17 protein-coding genes are annotated in these 18,539 nt (G+C 29.0%); 15 read left to right on the forward strand and 2 right to left on the reverse strand.

All coding sequences use genetic code 11. The features are described from left to right. Positions 1 to 152: 152 nt before the first annotated feature. The 3 genes from Ccar_RS06950 (at position 153) to Ccar_RS06960 (ending at position 2,732) form a co-directional block, all read left to right on the forward strand. Positions 153 to 1,142: a C40 family peptidase gene (locus Ccar_RS06950; RefSeq protein ID WP_007061271.1), complete on the forward strand. Its 990-nt coding sequence runs from the start codon at positions 153 to 155 to the stop codon at positions 1,140 to 1,142. Positions 1,143 to 1,308: 166 nt separating this feature from the next. Next, complete coding sequence (locus tag Ccar_RS06955) at positions 1,309 to 2,172, forward strand: methionyl aminopeptidase (protein ID WP_007061270.1); 864 nt, start codon at positions 1,309 to 1,311, stop codon at positions 2,170 to 2,172. A 77-nt stretch (positions 2,173 to 2,249) separates the two neighbouring features. Further along, on the forward strand, positions 2,250 to 2,732 hold the full coding sequence (locus Ccar_RS06960) for an S-ribosylhomocysteine lyase (protein ID WP_007065193.1): 483 nt from the start codon (positions 2,250 to 2,252) through the stop codon (positions 2,730 to 2,732). A 384-nt stretch (positions 2,733 to 3,116) separates the two neighbouring features. Here Ccar_RS06960 and Ccar_RS06965 read toward each other — a convergent pair whose 3' ends face one another. Beyond that, on the reverse strand, positions 3,117 to 4,196 hold the full coding sequence (locus Ccar_RS06965; RefSeq protein ID WP_007060679.1) for an XdhC family protein: 1,080 nt from the start codon (positions 4,194 to 4,196) through the stop codon (positions 3,117 to 3,119). 351 nt (positions 4,197 to 4,547) lie between these two features. Between Ccar_RS06965 and Ccar_RS06970 the strand changes: the two genes are divergently transcribed. The 12 genes from Ccar_RS06970 to Ccar_RS07025 all read left to right on the forward strand — a co-directional run bounded on the left by Ccar_RS06970 (position 4,548) and on the right by Ccar_RS07025 (position 17,657). Further along, positions 4,548 to 5,732 carry a metallophosphoesterase gene (locus Ccar_RS06970; RefSeq protein WP_007060678.1) on the forward strand — a complete coding sequence of 395 codons (1,185 nt, stop codon included), beginning with the start codon at positions 4,548 to 4,550 and terminating at the stop codon, positions 5,730 to 5,732. 44 nt (positions 5,733 to 5,776) lie between these two features. Then, complete coding sequence (locus Ccar_RS06975) at positions 5,777 to 6,688, forward strand: ABC transporter ATP-binding protein (protein WP_007060677.1); 912 nt, start codon at positions 5,777 to 5,779, stop codon at positions 6,686 to 6,688. A gap of 18 nt (positions 6,689 to 6,706) precedes the next feature. Beyond that, positions 6,707 to 7,711 carry an ABC transporter permease gene (locus Ccar_RS06980; protein ID WP_007065194.1) on the forward strand — a complete coding sequence of 335 codons (1,005 nt, stop codon included), beginning with the start codon at positions 6,707 to 6,709 and terminating at the stop codon, positions 7,709 to 7,711. Positions 7,712 to 7,755: 44 nt separating this feature from the next. Then, a complete protein-coding gene (locus tag Ccar_RS06985) occupies positions 7,756 to 8,583 on the forward strand; it encodes an SGNH/GDSL hydrolase family protein (protein WP_007060675.1) in 828 nt (275 codons plus the stop codon). A gap of 46 nt (positions 8,584 to 8,629) precedes the next feature. Further along, on the forward strand, positions 8,630 to 9,130 hold the full coding sequence (locus Ccar_RS06990) for a hypothetical protein (protein WP_007060674.1): 501 nt from the start codon (positions 8,630 to 8,632) through the stop codon (positions 9,128 to 9,130). A gap of 23 nt (positions 9,131 to 9,153) precedes the next feature. Next, positions 9,154 to 10,320, forward strand: a complete 1,167-nt coding sequence (locus Ccar_RS06995) for a M20 metallopeptidase family protein (protein ID WP_007060673.1) — start codon at positions 9,154 to 9,156, stop codon at positions 10,318 to 10,320. Between the two features lie 205 nt (positions 10,321 to 10,525). Next, positions 10,526 to 11,767 (forward strand): MFS transporter, encoded by a 1,242-nt coding sequence (locus tag Ccar_RS07000; RefSeq protein ID WP_007060672.1) that lies wholly within the window; start codon positions 10,526 to 10,528, stop codon positions 11,765 to 11,767. A 20-nt stretch (positions 11,768 to 11,787) separates the two neighbouring features. Continuing rightward, positions 11,788 to 12,546 carry a GGDEF domain-containing protein gene (locus Ccar_RS07005; protein WP_007060671.1) on the forward strand — a complete coding sequence of 253 codons (759 nt, stop codon included), beginning with the start codon at positions 11,788 to 11,790 and terminating at the stop codon, positions 12,544 to 12,546. Positions 12,547 to 12,799: 253 nt separating this feature from the next. Continuing rightward, positions 12,800 to 14,515 carry a hydroxylamine reductase gene (gene hcp / locus Ccar_RS07010; protein WP_007060670.1) on the forward strand — a complete coding sequence of 572 codons (1,716 nt, stop codon included), beginning with the start codon at positions 12,800 to 12,802 and terminating at the stop codon, positions 14,513 to 14,515. 360 nt (positions 14,516 to 14,875) lie between these two features. Further along, positions 14,876 to 15,940 (forward strand): glycosyl hydrolase family 18 protein, encoded by a 1,065-nt coding sequence (locus tag Ccar_RS07015; RefSeq protein ID WP_007060669.1) that lies wholly within the window; start codon positions 14,876 to 14,878, stop codon positions 15,938 to 15,940. A gap of 121 nt (positions 15,941 to 16,061) precedes the next feature. Next, positions 16,062 to 16,337 carry a hypothetical protein gene (locus Ccar_RS07020; RefSeq protein ID WP_007060668.1) on the forward strand — a complete coding sequence of 92 codons (276 nt, stop codon included), beginning with the start codon at positions 16,062 to 16,064 and terminating at the stop codon, positions 16,335 to 16,337. Positions 16,338 to 16,781: 444 nt separating this feature from the next. Further along, complete coding sequence (locus Ccar_RS07025; RefSeq protein WP_007065197.1) at positions 16,782 to 17,657, forward strand: sulfite exporter TauE/SafE family protein; 876 nt, start codon at positions 16,782 to 16,784, stop codon at positions 17,655 to 17,657. A 9-nt stretch (positions 17,658 to 17,666) separates the two neighbouring features. Here Ccar_RS07025 and Ccar_RS07030 read toward each other — a convergent pair whose 3' ends face one another. Further along, positions 17,667 to 18,308, reverse strand: a complete 642-nt coding sequence (locus Ccar_RS07030; RefSeq protein WP_007060666.1) for a TVP38/TMEM64 family protein — start codon at positions 18,306 to 18,308, stop codon at positions 17,667 to 17,669. Between the last annotated feature and the right edge of the window lie 231 nt (positions 18,309 to 18,539).

Genomic DNA, 18,539 nt, shown 5'->3' on the forward strand with positions numbered 1-18,539 from the left:
AAATTAAAAAATATAAAAATAAATTTCAAAATTTCTTAAATTTATGGTATAATGAAAAAGATTGTTTTTCATTTTGCATATTATAACCTATTATAATATGTAATTGGGGAAAGAGTAAAAATAATTAAGAAAAGTATAAAGGAGAGATATTAGTGAAAAAAATAGTAAAGTTTATTACGGGAACTTTAACCGCAGTATTCTTACTGGGAAATACGGTTTTTGCAAAACCAGCAGCTAATGACCCCTCACAAGACGGAAATGTTAATGTCAATATAGAAAAACTAGATAACGACATACAAAATGCTTTAGTAAAGTTGGATAGCAGCAATAAGGAAATAACTAAAACTTCAAATGACATAAAATCATTAGAACAACAGATAAAAAATAATGATAATGACATAACTCAGCACAAAGACATATTGAAAAAAAGAGTACGAGCAGCATACATAAATGGATCTGATGGATATATTGAAATGATATTGGATTCAAAAGATTTTTCAGACTTTTTATCTAGAATGGAAGCAATAAAGACAATTGTAGCTTTTGATAACAAAACAATTGCTTCTTTAAATGATAAAAAGAACAAAATGGAAACAGAAAAGAAGAACTTAAGTGAAAAGAGTACTAAATTACTAAGTTTAAAAGCAGATACGGAAAAAAAGATTGCCAAGCTTAATTCAGATAAGGATGCTGCTAAGAAGTTAGCTGCTCAATCTCAGCAAACACAAGGCTTATATGCTTCAGCAGCGGTTTCTAAAGCTAGCTTATCAAGAGGAGCATCTGTATCTTTAGGAAGCAATGCAGTAGTAAATTATGCTTATAGTTTTATAGGAACTCCTTATGTTTGGGGCGGAACTTCACCTTCAGGATTTGATTGTTCAGGATTTACTCAGTATGTTTATGCACATTTTGGTGTTGGACTTGGAAGAACTACTTATGAACAAATAAATGATGGTAGTACGGTATCAAGGGCTCAGCTTCAACCAGGAGATTTAGTTTTATTTGGAACATCAAGTAATCCTCACCATGTTGGAATATATGTAGGTGATGGAATGTATATTCATGCACCACAAACTGGGGATGTGGTTAAAGTTTCACCTCTTACAAGAGGAGATTATTTAACTGCTAAAAGAGTTAAATAAATTAAAACAGAAATGGACAAGTTAGCAGCATAAGTTATTTTATGTTGCTAATTTTTTTTATTTATTATACTAAAATTAAAAACCATGTTTTGAAAATTATGTTTAAATTATTAGAAAAGACTGGTATTATATTAATAGGCTAAATATTTGATTGGAGATGTATTTGATGAAAAAACCAGGTAGAAATGATTTATGTTGGTGTGGAAGTGGTAAAAAGTATAAGAAATGTCACATGGAGCAAGATGCTAGATTATTCGAATATGAAAAAGAAGGTTTCACAATTCCTTCTTTTGATTTAATAAAAACACCAGAACAAATTGAGGGAGTAAGAAAAAGTGGGATAGTTACTAATGAAATATTGGATATTGTAGCAGAGAGAATTAAAGAAGGAGTAACTACCAATGAAATAGATGATTGGGTTAGGGAGCACACTGCAAAAAGAGGAGCTATTGCTGCTCCATTAAATTATTTTGGATATCCCAAAAGTGTTTGTACTTCTATAAATGATGTTATATGTCATGGCATACCAGACAATACAGTTTTAAAAAGTGGAGATATAATTAATATAGACGTAAGTACTATATTGGATGGATATTATTCTGATGCCAGCAGAATGTTTATAATAGGTGAAGCTAGTGAAAATGCAGTTAAACTTGTAGAAGAGACAAAAAAAGCTATGTATATAGGTATTGATGCAGTAAAACCTTATGGTAGCCTTAATGCTGTAGGAACAGCTATAGAAAATTATTGTAACAAATTAGGATATTCCGTAGTAAGAGACTTAGGAGGACATGGTGTAGGGTTAAAATTCCATGAAGAACCTCATGTAGACCATTTTGCTAAGGATGGAAAAGGAGTATTATTACTTCCAGGCATGGTATTTACTGTAGAACCTATGATAAATGAAGGAGATTATAAATGTATTACTCTTGATGATGATTGGACAGTACTTACTAAAGATGGTTCTCTTTCAGCTCAATGGGAGCATACTATAGTTGTTACAGAAAATGGAACAGAAATACTAGTGTAATATTGCTCTTAGGTGCTTACTTGACGTAAAAATGTATAAATGTTAAGATTGGATTGGATTTATAGGAGGTAATAGAAATGGAAAAAATCGCAAGTTTTACAGTTAATCATGAAAAACTACTTCCAGGTGTTTATGTTTCAAGAAAAGATAAATTTGGAGAAGTAGCTCTTACTACTTTTGATATAAGAATGACAAGACCAAATTTTGAGCCAGTTATGAATACTGCTGAAATGCACACTATTGAGCATCTTGCTGCAACTTTTTTAAGAAATCATAGTGTATATGGTTCAAAAACTGTATATTTTGGACCTATGGGATGTAGAACAGGTTTTTATTTAATTTTAAGTGGAGATTATAAATCAAAAGATATTGTTGATTTATTAATAGAAATGTACAAATTCATTGCAAATTTTGAAGGTGATGTACCTGGTGCTGCAGCTAGAGATTGTGGGAATTATTTAGATATGAACCTTCCTATGGCAAAATATATAGCAAACAAATTTTTAAATGAAGTTTTATTAAATGTAAATGAGAAAAATTTAAATTATCCAGAAAATTAATTTTACATTGCGACACAACTTTTTAGGTGGAGTCCGCATTAAATATATGGTGTATAAAAGCCAGCCGTTCATTAAGGAGCGCTAATGACTAAAATTAAAAAAATCTCTACCCGCTCAAATGTCCCTTCCTGGGACTTTCGCGGCTTGAATCGTCCTGATTCAAATTACGAGATTTTTTAAATTTTATGCATAAGGGCTCCTAAATTTACTCAAAAGTTTTTATACACCATATATTTAAAGCTCCCTCCACCTAAAAAGTTGTGTAGTAACTAGTGTAATTCTAATATAAAAAATTGTTTATAATACATTATGGTGAAGAGCTCAATAAAAAAGAGTAGCTTTCATAATACTTATTATCTAATTTATGCATACTTTTGGTTATTTTTAAAATGGTTCAATGAATACATCCATTATTCCGCCGCAAACCATACCTTCTTCTTCAGCAATATAACCTGTCATGTCTATACTTTCAACCTTGCAGCCGCCATTTCTTAATATGTAACGAGCCGTATTGATTACTGAACCTTCACTGCAGCCTCCACCAATACTTCCAAGAATTTTACCATGAGGATAAACTATCATTTTTGCTCCTTCTTTTCTTGGAACAGAACCCTTAGTAGAAATAATTGTAATAATGGCTTTAGGCTCTTTTTCTTCTTGGCTTAATGCAATTAGTACATCACGGTCAAATTCTGGCCAATTAGCCTTTGTAACTTTTTTGATACCATTTTTTGAAGCAACAAGTCTCCTATAGCTAATAACTTGAGCTATAATAGAAGTGGCTATTTCTTCAGGAGTAACTGCACCTATATCAAGACCAATAGGAGCATTGACATTATCAAGCTTTTCTTTAGAGTAACCTTCACTTAATAATTGATTCATGACACCATTAACTCGACGTTTAGAGCCAATCATTCCAGTATAGGCTGTGTCATATTTTAATACTTGTCTTAAACAATCCATATCATGTCTATGACCTCTAGTTACAATTACTACAAAAGTGGATGGATTTAAGTTAATTAAGTCAAAACATTTTTCAAAGCTTTCGCAAATTACATTTTCAGCATCGGGAAATCTTTTGCTGTTAGCAAAGGATGGTCTATCATCAATGACAGTAACTGAAAATCCAACTTTTGCTCCAAATTCTACTAAAGGTTTAGCAATATGTCCTCCACCTAAAATTATTAGTTTAGGCTCAGGAAAATAAGGTTCAATTAAATATATTTCTTTTCCAGAGGATTCAAATTGTAAATTGCCAGATTCTAGAGCATATTTAACTTTTTCATAAAATTCGCTGTCGAAATTGTAATTGTTATTACCGCTTTCTAAATCTTCTTCAGTTAAAAGGATTTTTTTAGACAAAGTTGTACTTTCACTATTTTTATCATTAACTATTGTAACCATAACAGCTCTTTTTCCTGCATTTAACTGGTGTAATAAGTTTTCATAACTAATTGAATTCATAATAATGTACCTCCTAAAAAATTAATTGTAGCCAGGTGAAACTTGTATATTACCTTTGTAAATAATATTACTAATTATTGATATGTAAATTATTACAAGCTTAAATTAAATGTCTTTTTATGATTTTAACATAAAGTGACACTAAGGTGTAGTAATTGTTACTAAATATTATGAAAAGAATGAAAAGTTAATTGGAAATTTTATAATTAATACAATTAAATTTTTGATGTTGACTATGAGATATCTAAAATGTACTATGTACATATGACACTAGTGCATAACGAGATAAATTGCACATAAAGAAAGAAATCTATGATAAAAAGTCACAGTTTTCAAATGGAGGAGTATTAAATGCATATATTGATATCTATTGGAACTATACTCTTGCTTTTGTTTTTTGTGTTTTTATATGTGATGTCATGTTACTATATTGGAGTAAAAGGTAAAGGTGTATTTTCATATAAAAATAAAAAAATAAGAAGTAAATTATATTGGTTTATATTTTGGAGTTTATCACTTTCATATATCATAAGTGTTTTACTTAGAAGTTTTTTATCTGCAAATAATTTATTAACCTCAATATTTACAGCAATAGGAGCCATTTGCCTTGCTATTACATGCTATCTTCTTATATTGTTTCCTATGGTAGATATTGCCAAGCTTATACTAAATAAAATAGGTTATAGGGGAAAAGTTAGAAATTACTTAAGCAGATTGTATGGAAATGGAGTGTCAGTTTTCATAGTGGTATTTATGATAATAGGCTTTGGACTTTGGAATGCTGCTCATATAGTAGTTACAAACTACAATTTAACTGTTAATAAAAAAGCTGATAAAATCAATTCACTTAATGTAGTAATGGTTGCAGATGTGCATATGGGAATAGGTGTTAAAGAAAAAGGTATTGATAAAATGGTAACTTCAATCAATTCACTGAATCCTGATATAGTTTTCTTTTGTGGTGATATAATGGATGAAAGCAGTACTACAAAATTGAAAAGTTATGCATCAAATGCTTTCAAAAGTATAAAGTCAAAGTATGGAGTTTATGGTATCACGGGAAATCATGAATATATAGAAAAAGATTTACCAGAAACTCTTTATTATTTAAAAAATGGCAATGTTAAGATGCTGCATGATAGTGCAGTAAAAATTGATAATAGTTTTTATGTGGTTGGAAGGGATGATCCAGCAGGAGTTGACAGAGAAAAAGAAAGTATTAAACCACTTGATAAAATACTAAAGGATGTTAATAGGGACCTTCCAATTATAGTACTAAATCATAGACCTACAAATTTGCAGGAAGATGAAAAGGAAAAAGTGGACATTCAACTTTCAGGGCATACTCATAAAGGACAATTTTTCCCCAATAATTTTATTACAAAAATGATATATGAAGATGATTATGGATATTTAAAAAAAGACAATTTCAATTTAATAGTTACTTCCGGTTATGGAACCTGGGGGCCACCTATAAGAATAGGAACAAAGGCTGAAATAGTTAATATTAAAATTAAGTTTAAAGAGATAAAGTAAATACATTTTTCAGGATATGATATAAGGGAAGAAGGTTTGTTATCATGAAAAGGGAAGTTTTATTACTAGATAAGGTTAGTAAGATTATAAAGGGAAAAGAAATTATAAAAGATATAAGTTTTTCAATAAAGGAAGGAGAAGTTTTAGGCTTCCTTGGCCCTAATGGAGCAGGAAAGTCAACTACCTTGAGAATGATTGTAGGACTTTCCAGACCAACCTCTGGAAATATTAATATATGTGGATATTCCATTGTTAAAGATTACGTAAAAGCTATGGAAAGTGTTGGATGTATTATAGAAGGACCTAATTTGTATAATTATATGAGTGGAATGGATAATCTTAATATGCTAGCTGCAATGAGTAATAATATCAAGAAAGAGAACATTATGAATGCAGTGAAATTAGTAGGACTTGAAGATAGAATATATGATAAAGTAAATACCTATTCTTTGGGAATGAAGCAGAGATTGGGACTTGCTCAAGCTTTAATTAATAAGCCTAAACTTCTTATTTTAGATGAGCCTACTAATGGGCTGGACCCTGCAGGTATAACAGAGTTTAGAAACATAATAAAAACACTTGCAAAGGAAGAAAACATTTCTGTGCTTGTATCAAGTCATCTTATTTCAGAAATAGAGCTTATGTGTGACAAGGTAACTATAATTAAGAATGGAAGTATTTTAAAAAATGCAAATGTAAGTGAACTTTTAAATAATCAAGAAGTATTTTGGATGCTTAATGATAATGAAAAGGGAAAAGAAATACTAAGTGATGTTTGGAAAATTGAAAGTAAAATAGTTAATGGGAAACTTCAAGCAGAAGTTGATTTATCCAAAGTAGAAGAGATAAATGAAAGCTTTTTTAAGGCAGGTTTAATGTTAAAATTTGTAGACAATAAACATAAAACTTTAGAGGATTTATTTTTAAGTATAACAGAAAATAATAAAATTGTTTAAGGAAATAAGGTGAGAAATTTGCTAAAGTTAATAGAAAATGAAGTTATTAAAATGCTTTCTAAAAGGAAACTTTTACTTATAACAGCCATTTTATTGGTATTAGTATCGCTTTTTGCTTATGGAGAAATGCACTCTTATCAAAATACCATACAAAGATATATGAAAAGCAGTGGGCAAACTCAAAACTACAACTGGAAATCGTTAGCCAATCAGCAAATAACAGATTTAAAAACTATGATAAACAGGCCAAACATAAGTGAAAATAGAAAAAATTCTATAAGTATACAAATTGAGCAATTGCAATATTATGTAGATCATAATATAAATCCTATTACTCCAAGTGCAGGAAAATTTACTGTGGAATTTATGCAGCAAGCGGTTTATTTGTTTTTTCCACTTTTAATAATAATTTTATCTGGTGATATTGTTTCGGGTGAATTTTCAGCAAAAACTATAAAGATACTTTTAACGAGAGCAGTTCCTAGATGGAAAATATTATTGAGTAAATATGCAGCTGTTTTAATTTTATCTTGTATTGTTATTTTAGAAACAGCAGCTATGTGTATTTTAATATCAACATTTATGTTTCATAATTCTGCATGGTTAGAGCCTGTCATAACTGGTTTTAAGGCTGTGAATGGTAATATAGATACTTCTGGAGTAGTAAGATTGTATCAATGGCAGTATGCAATATTGGTATATTCTTTAGGATGGTTTTCTGCTATTTGCATTGCAACTTTGTCCTTTATGATTTCGGTATTAGTAAAAAATACAGCAACTTCTATTGGTATAATTATGGCTTCTATAATTGGAGGACAGTTTCTTCAGTTTTATTTATCAGATTGGCCTTTAGTTAAATATTTTTTTGCAGTTAATTTAAATTTACCACAATATTTAACAGGATCTTATGAACCTGTAAATGGAATGAGTCTTGTTTTTTCTATATTAGTACTTTGTGCATGGGCTTTTATATCTTTAATCATCAGCTTTAAAGTATTTTCAAAGGAAGATGTACTGGTTTAGAATATAAAAATAATAATATGAAGCAGTAATCAGGGAGGAAAGTTATGTATAAAAAATTTAAATGGAGAGTTATACTAACCATTTCAATAATAACAGCAGTTGTATTAATTGTAGGTTTTGTATCAGCTATTTTTATTACAGGAACATCCAGTGCTAAAAATGCTTTTAAAGCTGAAGATAATAAACAAGTTTCTAATAATAATAAAAAAGAGGATAAAGTGAAAGAAGTGGATAATAAATCATATAATATCTTAGTTATGGGTGATTCTCTTGCAAAAGGTACTGGAGATGAGAAGGGTAAAGGGTTTGCAGGTGATTTTGCTGATCTTTGGAAAGCTAAAGAAACAAAGACTGTAAAGGTTACTAATGTTTCAGTTATAGGTGATACTTCTTCAGGACTTGTTAATATTGCAAGTGAAGAACAAACCTTGAAATATATAGAAGGTTCTAATATTATACTCATTTCCATTGGAGGAAATGAAATTAAAAATTTTACAAACTTTGATTCAACTTCAACAGATTCAAATAGTAATGCTTTTAAAATTACACAGGAAAAGTATTTGAATAATCTTAAAAATGTTTTTAAAGCTATAAGAAGTAAGAATTCTAAATGTATGATAATATTTGTTGGCTTGTATAATCCATTTGGTAAAAATTTAGCATCAGATAAAATAAACTTACTTGACAATTGGAATTATGAAACCAATAAAATTGTATCATCAGATTCTAAATCTATATTTATTCCAACTTATGATCTATTTAAGTATAATACAGATAATTATCTTGCCATTGATAAATTTCATCCTAATGGAAAAGGATATGATGCTATTTCTAAAAGGATATTTGAAGCATTAAATAATTATAAGGATTAATAAGTTAGGTAATAATTATTTAATATGATTTAAGGAGGAAGAATATTTGAAAAAAGTCATATATATATTTAGTGCTATTGCTGTGTTTATTATATTTAGTTATGCTAATAAACTAAATGTTACAGATAATGAAAAGGTAGCACAACAGTATATCAAGTCACAAGGATATAAGATAATTTCCTCTAGTGGTCAGCTAGAAAAATATACTTTAGAAAAAAGTAAATTTTCAGAAACAGTAGGAATTGTGCCGCTGAAGCAAATATGGGGATTGCAAAAAAATGATCCTGATGGATATTTTGGAAAGAGAATATATGTATATGGATTTATAGTTACCAAGCATCCATTAGAGAAGAAACATATAAATTTTAAAAATGGTGTAAGTGTATATGTTATGGTATCAGAGGGTACAGTAATAGGGGGATATTCTCGTATTAATTCTAATATACTCACAAACTTTACATCTTTGGATGGAAAAACTTTAGAACAAGTAAAAGGAATAAGTTTTGAACAGTGGAATGAAAAGTGGAAAAAAAATTATGAAAACTGAAATGGAGATGGATTTATATATAAATGGATAATAATTATATAAATTTAATAGAGAAAATAACACCTGAAATAATTAAAATAAGAAGACAACTGCATATGTATCCAGAATTAAGTTTACAAGAGTTTGAAACTTGTAAACTTATTTGCAGTTTTCTACACAAAATTGGTATACCTTATAAAATAGTAGCAGATACAGGAGTGGTTGCAGAAATTATAAATGATGAAAACTATCCTACTTTTGCCATTCGTGCTGAAATGGATGCATTGCCAATACAAGAAGAAACATCTTGCGAATATGCATCAAAAAATGAAAATATTATGCACGCTTGTGGTCATGATGCTATAGTTTCAATTGCTCTTGGACTTTCCTATGTACTTTATCAAACTAAGGAAAATTTAAAATGTAATATAAAGTTTATATTTGAACCTGGAGAAGAAATAGGAAAAGGTGCAAAGGCAATGATTAAAGGTGGTGCACTATTAAAACCAAAGGTTGATAGAATACTGATTTTTCATTTAGCCAATTCATTACCTGTAGGAATGGAAATTCGAAAAAATGTATCTACATGTGAGATAAGTTCTTTAAATATTAAAATTAGAGGAAAAGCAAGCCATTGGTGTGAAGTAAATAAGGGTATTGATGCTATTAAAGTAGCTGGAAAAGTTATTTGTGCTGTAAGTGAAATAAATGATACATATAAATCAAAAATGCCTTTTGTGGTTGGTATTGGAACTATAAGAGGAGGAGTAAAGACCAATGTAATTGCAGAAAGCGTTGAAATGAAAGGAACTTTAAGAACTTTTTATGAAAGAGATAGAGTTAATATTTGTAAGCTTTTGAGCAAAATGCAGGAAAAGTTACAAAAAGAAAGTGGCAGTTTAATAGAAATTAAGACAATGCCTAAAATACCTAGTGTTTATAATGATGATGAGCTTGTAACTATAGGTAGGAAGGTTGGAAAAAGTATATTTGGTAAGCAGCATGTAACTACTTCAATTAAACCATATCTTGCAGGGGATAATGCAGGGTTTTATTTTAAAAGAGTAAAGGGTGCAAGAGTGGTTTTTTTTGCAGAAATAGAAGGTGAAAAAAATTATCCTCTACATAATTCAAAATTTAATTTTGATGAGAAGATTATTCCATTAGCAATACAGACTATATATAAAATAATAACAACAAAATTTTCATAATTAACAAATAAAGGTATCTTATTTGGAGAACTTTTAAATATAAACAGTTGATGATATAATAGCTAATATGTAAGTCGAAAATTAGCATAATAGGAAAGGAAGTGAAAACCTGATAATATTTAGCGAGTAGCAAAGAAATATTGAAATTTTAAGGTTAATATACATTACTATTTGTTATAATTTTGAGATCAGGTAATAATCAATAATGGAACGATGGAAAATAAATCTTTATACTGTTTGGTTTTCACAAATTTTGTCCATAATGAGTTTTAATTTTGGAATGCCTTTTTTACCATTTTATATACAACAGCTTGGAATTACATCACCTAATGATGTTAAATTATACTCAGGCATTTTAAATGCAGCACCTGCAGTTACTATGGCTATTATGTCTCCAATTTGGGGAATTATTTCGGACAAATATGGTAGAAAACTTATGCTTATAAGGGCCATGTTATTTGCTTCATTTATAATTGCAGGCATGGGTTTGATTGTCAATGTAAATCAGTTAATAATTTTAAGGCTTTTACAAGGCATATTTACTGGAACTGTTACAGCAGCTATAGTTTTAGTTGCAGCTAATACACCTAAAAACAGACTTTCTTTTGCCCTTGGATTTTTATCTTCTTCTACATTCATTGGACAATCTATTGGTCCAGTAATAGGAGGTATTGTTGCAGAATTTGTTGGGTACCGTGTAAGTTTTATAGTTGGTGGTATTCTTATGTTTTTGGACTTTTTACTGGTTTTATTTATTGTAAAGGAAGAAAAAGAAATTGCTGTGAAAGGTGAAGAAAAGAAGGAAAAAGAAAAAGTGCCAATGCTTTCTATTTTTACAGCTACAGCTGTATCAATGCTTATAGTGCTTCTCTTTATAAGAATAGGTCGTACTGTATTTAATCCTTATATTCCAATATATGTACAAGAAATTAAAAATACTACTAAGGGTATAGCTGGAATAACAGGGCTTATAAATGGATTTTTAGCATTTACAACAGCTTTAGCTGGATTAACTTTAAGTAGATTAGGGGATAAATATAACAAAATGAAATTACTATTAGTATATTTAGTGCTAGGTGCTGTATTTTCCATACCCCTTGCATATATAAATAACTTGTGGATATTTACAGGCATTTTTGGTATGGTATTCTTTATTACAGGAGGGGTTGAACCTGTAATAATGTCAATTACAACAGAGGATACACCTGTTAATAGAAGAGGATTGCTATTTGGTGTTCAAGGAACTGTAGGAAGTATTGGTTTTGCTGTGGCTCCTTTACTTGGCGGGGTAATTTCTATAAAATATTGTACTAAAGCTGTGCTCTTATTTATACCTGTATTTTTACTAATTTCAAGTTTGGCAGTTTTAGTGATTATGTTTCGTAAGATGAAAAATAATTCTCATTCAAATATAAAATTAAAAAATACTTTTCAAAACAAGATATAAGTTAAGGTTGGTGGCTACTTATGATTGAGCTTCAAAAAATTCTAGTTTATTTAGTTACTACAATACTTCTTTTTTATATGGCAAGGTTATTAATTTTTACAAAGAGGAGATGGAAATTTAGAACATATACTTTCATTATATTAATTGGAGGATTAAGTTTAATTAATATTGCCACTTTTGTTGATATGATTAACTATTTTAAAGGTTCTCATTTGGCATATATGATAATAAAAATAGGATTTACCTTAGGTGCTATCATATACGTGTTAGGTGTAATATTGTGGAGTGATTATACAAAGAAAACTATTGAAAAATTTGAGGAACTTGCATTAACTGATCACATGACTGGCATGCTAAATAGAAAGGGAATAGAAAATAGTTATAAAATGGTTTCAGAAGCTGGAAATTGTTTTTATGTTATTCTCTGTGACTTAGATGGAACAAAAAGAGTTAATGATGATTATGGTCATATTTATGGAGATAAATATATTAATGGTGCAACTAAAATTATAACAGATGCTATAGGATTAAAAGGTAAGGCTGCAAGAATCGGAGGAGATGAATTTGTTATACTTTTAAGTTATGTAGATATTGAAGAATTACAACAAATTATTTCAAAGATAAAAGCTTCGGTTTCTCAAATAGTACCAGAGAAAAATACAGGAATAAGTTGTGGATATTCATTGTTTCCTGATGATGGAGTTATTTTTGAAGAATTAATAAAAATTGCAGATGAAAGAATGTATGAAGATAAAAAAACAAAAGAATGCAGAGAATAATTAACTAATTTTTAATGAAAATAATTATAGGTATTGTTTATCATAAGTAAGCTAAATAGTAAGTTTCAATACAATTTGTTTTTAAGGCGGTAAAAAATTAACCGTCTTTTTTTATATTTTTTGAATTGGTAACAATCGTTACAGATTTAATATGAGTATTTTAGTAATATATAAACATAGAAAGCAGATAACACAGAAAATAACACAGTAAATCATAAATTTAAATTTTAAAATTGAAAGGTGGAATTATTAAATGAGTATGTTTTGTTATCAATGTCAAGAAGCAGCTAACTGCAAAGGTTGTACAATAAAAGGGGTATGTGGAAAGACAGAAGATTTAGCAAAGGCACAAGATTTATTAATATATATAACTAAAGGAATTTCAGTATTCAGCACAAAAGCAAGAAAATTAGGAGTAGACAACAAGGAAGTAAATAAATTTGTAGTAGAAAGCTTATTTGCAACTATAACTAATGCAAATTTTGATAGAAATATATTTATAGATAGAATAAAAAAAGGATTACAGTTAAGAGAAGAAGTTAAAGAACAGTATATAAAAGCTGGTGGAAAACTTACTGAAACAAAAGAAAATACTTCATGGCTTAAAAAAATCTTTGGACTTGGTGGAGCTAAAAAAGAAGAAGATCTTAACTTACCAGAAGCAGCAGTATGGTTTGCTGATAATGTAAATGCTTTTGATGCAAAAGCAGAAAAAGTAGGTGTACTAGCTACTGAGAATGAAGATATAAGATCATTAAGAGAACTTTTAGTTTATGGATTAAAAGGTATGGCTGCATATATTAAGCATGCTAATAACTTAGGATATGATGATGGAAATCTTCATGGTTTTATGCAAAAAGCATTAGCAGCAACTTTGGATGATAGCATAGCAGTAGATGGATTAATAGCTTTAGTACTTGAAGCAGGCAAATATGGAGTAGATGCTATGGCACTACTTGATAAGGCAAATACTGAATCTTATGGAAATCCAGAAATAACAAAAGTTAATATAGGGGTTGGAAATAAACCTGGAATATTAATAAGTGGACATGACTTGAAGGATATGGAAGAATTATTAAAGCAAACAGAAGGTACAGGAATAGATGTATATACTCACAGTGAAATGCTTCCAGCAAATTATTACCCAGCATTTAAGAAATACAAACACTTTGTTGGAAATTACGGAAATGCATGGTGGAAGCAAACTGAAGAATTTGAAAGCTTTAATGGTCCAATTTTAATGACTACAAATTGTGTTGTTCCTCCTAAAAATTCATATAAAGATAGAATGTATACTACTGGTGCAACAGGTGTTCCTGGAGTTAAACACATACCAGACGGAAAAAATGGAAATGCAAAAGACTTTTCAGCTATAATTGCACATGCTAAGAAATGTAAGTCACCAAAGGAAATTGAAAAAGGAGAAATAGTTGGTGGATTTGCACACAATCAAGTTTTAGCTTTAGCTGACAAAGTTGTAGAAGCAGTTAAAACAGGAGCTATAAAGAGATTCTTTGTTATGGCAGGGTGTGATGGAAGAGCTAAGAGTAGAAGCTATTATACAGATTTTGCTGAGAAGCTTCCAAAGGATACAGTTATACTTACAGCAGGATGTGCTAAATATAAATATAACAAGCTTGATTTGGGTGATATTGGAGGAATTCCAAGAGTATTAGATGCTGGACAATGTAATGACTCATATTCATTAGCAGTAATAGCACTTAAATTAAAAGAAGTATTTGGATTAGAAGATATTAATGAACTTCCTATATCATATAATATAGCTTGGTATGAGCAAAAGGCTGTTATAGTATTGTTGGCATTACTTCACTTAGGAGTTAAAAATATTCACTTAGGACCAACTTTACCAGCATTCCTTTCACCAAATGTGGCTAAAGTTTTAATAGAAAACTTTGGAATAGGTGGAATAACAAACGTAGATGACGATATAAAAATGTTTTTAGGATAATATAACTAAATATCACTAGTACCTCCTATATATAAGTTTAGTGATATTAGTTATAAAATAAATTAATTTTATATTAATGAAAAAGAGTTTATGTGACCTATTTAAATAACGCATAAACTCTTTTTTATGTTTATAGACTATAAGATTATATATGAATTATTCAGTTCAATACATTGTGTAAAAATATTGAATTTGTGGAGCAAATCTCTAATTGACAAGAAAATGCCAGCATGATAGGATGGACATCTAGTTACAAATAAAGTAGTAGAATTATCACCATATAAAAAATCACTAAGTGTTTATTACTTCTTAGTGATTTTTATTTATATAAATATATATAAACCTTAGGAGGATAACACTATGGTTAATAAAAAAAGATTATTGCAAATTCTTTTAGTAGGGATTTTTATAATTTTGGTTACAACTACAGCTTTTTTTAAATATAACAAAGAAAAGAATGCAGCAGAGATACCAAAAAATAAAAGTAAAACAGTGCTTGCGTTTACAACCTATTACTACCCTGATGATAAATCTTCTTATAATAAAATGATACAAAATGCTGGTTCAATAAGTAGTATAGCTACAAACACTTATACTATAGATATTAAAGGAAATTTATCTGGTACTGTTCCTAAGCAACAAATAGAATATGCTAATTCTAATAAAATTGAAACTTTAGCTATGATAACAAATAATTTTAATAGTAATACAGTTAAATCATTACTTGAAAGTTCAACTAATAGAAGTTTACTTATAAATAACATTTTAAATACATTAAAGGCAAATAATTATAAAGGAGTAAACATAGATTTTGAAAATGTTTATTATTATGATAGAAATTATTATACAAGCTTCCTAAAGGAGCTATATACACAACTTAATTCTAAAGGTTTTATTGTTACAGCTTCAGTGCCAGCAAAAACTAATGATAATGTTAAAGCTGCTTGGAGTGGTGCATACGATTATAAAGAAATAGCAAAGTATACAGATCAAGTTATAATAATGACTTATGATGAGCACTCTCCAGATGGAGCGTCCGGACCTGTGGCTTCTATTGATTGGGTAAAGAATACTATTAAATATGCCACATCCCAAATGCCGACATCTAAGATAGTTTTAGGGGTGGCAAGTTATGGCTATGATTGGTCTAAAAATGGTGCAAAAGCTTATGGTATTGATGCTATATCTAAGTTAGCTGAAACTTATAATTCAAATATAGAATGGAGCGATGCTTATAAAAGTCCATTCTTTAAATATAAAGATAAGCTGGGAGTTAATCATACTGTATGGTTTGAAAATAGTACAAGCCTTTCTTACAAATTAGATGTTGTTAACGATAATAATTTATCAGGAATAGCTATATGGAGACTTGGACTTGAAAATGAAGATTATTGGTCTACTATTAAAGATAAATTAGGTGAATAATATTGTATTGTTTAAACCAAGTATTGATCTATAAAATGAATTAATATGGATAAATACAATTTTAATGGTAATAATTAAAATAGAACTCGTGTTAAGATTAATTTATTAAAGGAGTTGTGTAATGAAGGATTTAGAAACAGATTGCAATTTCAAAATAATAATACCTGATGCTGTACAAAATGAAATGAAAGAAAGATTAATTCTTTGTGAGGATGTAAAAAAAACCATCATTAATGCACAAGAAAATAAAGAGAGATTTCTAAACACACAAAACTCACATTATTTGACAAGAATGAGAATTGATAGTGTAACCTATTGGGTGGAATATGAAGAGAAGAATAATGAATTACTTGTTCATAATGTCTATACACATAGAATGGAAATTGTTGAGAATTAATTAAAACTTATAATCATATATAAAAATTATATACGCTTATGAATTAGGTCTAAAGAATAAACTTTAGTTTTGCTGCACATAGTATCATCTATGTGCTTTTATATTGCTTTTTATTAAATATTAATATATCAAATTAATATTTCTTACTCTCTTCTAAATATTGTAGAATTTTAGTTTTTCATGTCTTTTAACGTTAATAAAACGTTTTTTATCCATCTTTGAATTTATTGTATAGTAATGATGCAATATAAAAATATAGATAAAATAAAGAAGATGTTAAAAACGGTGGTTTGAAAATCACTAAAAATAAAAAAATAAATAAAATTTATTTAAAAATTCAATTTACTGAATTTACTTTACAATAATTCCTTTAATATTTTCCTGAAATATTGTATAATTATAACAAGGCTAAGTATTATGTGTAAATTAAAAGGAGATTTTGCCATGATTATTAAGATTGTTTCAGGAATCCTTATGGCTTTTACCTTGTTTTTTGTATTTGTTTTTTTTCAAGATTACATGAAAACAAAACAAGAAGGAAGACTTGAGGAAGGCGGCAACTGGTTAGTTTATGGAATAGTAGGTTTAATAGCAAATTTCTTTGATACCTTGGGAATCGGAAGCTTTGCACCTACCACTGCAGTTTACAAATTTTTAAAGCTTGTGGATGACAGAATAATTCCAGGTACTTTGAATGTTGCAAATTGTGTTCCAGTAGTGACAGAAGCACTTATATTCATGACTGTTATTAAAGTGGATATAACTACATTGGTTACAATGATTTTAGCAGCTACTGCAGGATCCTATTTTGGAGCAGGAATAGTATCCAAGCTACCGAAAAAAAAGGTTCAGATTGGCATGGGAATAGCACTTCTGATTGTTGCATTTGTAATGTTGTCCGGATTGCTAAATATAATGCCTATAGGAGGAACAGCAACATCACTTACGGGAGTTAAACTAATAGTAGGTCTTATAGGTAACTTTATACTGGGAGCTTTAATGTGCATAGGAATAGGAAATTATGCGCCATGCATGGCTTTAGTTTTTGCACTAGGAATGTCTCCTAAGGTAGCTTTTCCTATAATGATGGGTTCATGTGCATTCCTTGAGCCTGTAGCCGCTATAAAGTTTATTAGAGAAGGAGCTTATCATAGAAAAGTATCTTTGGCCACAAATCTTTTTGGTATTATAGGTGTTCTAATTGCTGCTTATATTGTTAAGGAATTACCGCTTACCATGTTAAAATGGGTGGTAGTGTTCGTAATTGTATTTACATCTATCATTATGTTTAAATCTGCAATGAAAAAGAAGGTTGAATAAACCTTCTTTTTAAGCTAATTTTTCATTTCTTTGTTCCTTATTCCATAAGTAAATAGAATACATACTTATCAAAACTATAATAGTTGAAATTATTATTGTATTGTTAGGTGATGATATAATACTATCTCCAAGAAAGCTATAAAGTATCATCATTGGTATATTAGCAGCTATTATTGTTAAAATGAATTTTCTATAATTTAATCCTGTGGAGCTAGCTAAGAAACAAGCTGCATCTGAAGGAGCTATTGGACATAAAATACCTATAGCTAATATTTTTGTGTTGTTTCTAAGTAATAATTTGTAAAACTTAGGATATTTGTTTGTAAGATAATTCTCAATACCTGAACTAACTAAAATTTTTGAGGCTATGTAAACAATAGTTCCACTTAGTATAACTGAAATAAGAGTAAAAGCAAACCCTTGAGTAGGAGTAAATATCATTCCTACTAGAATCATAAATACTGCACTAGGAATTAATGCTGCTATTCTTAATGAAGATAAAGCGATGAATATTAATGCTTTATAATTGCCACAGCTGCTAAAGAATTCATTTAAATTATCTAAATTTCCAGTTAATAAATTTAATCTAAATATTGTATATATTAAAGCTATCCAAATAGCTATTATTAAAAATCTGCTTATTCTTTTCATGTTAAAATCCTCCCATTTGTATTTTTTTTATTTAAAACTTTCTAACTAAATATTCTTCCTTTAGTATAAAAGAAAATTATTACAGTTCTGTTACAGTATGATGACAATAGTTTATATTTTCAAAACTTTATTTGGCTTTACCAAAAAATATAACTTGAGCATAATAAAAAATTTTCTTTAATTATTAATAAAAATTACCCTGTATGATAGCACAGCTTTTTTATATGTCTA

This window comes from Clostridium carboxidivorans P7 (assembly GCF_001038625.1).
GTDB classification, from domain to species: Bacteria; Bacillota; Clostridia; order Clostridiales; family Clostridiaceae; genus Clostridium_AM; species Clostridium_AM carboxidivorans.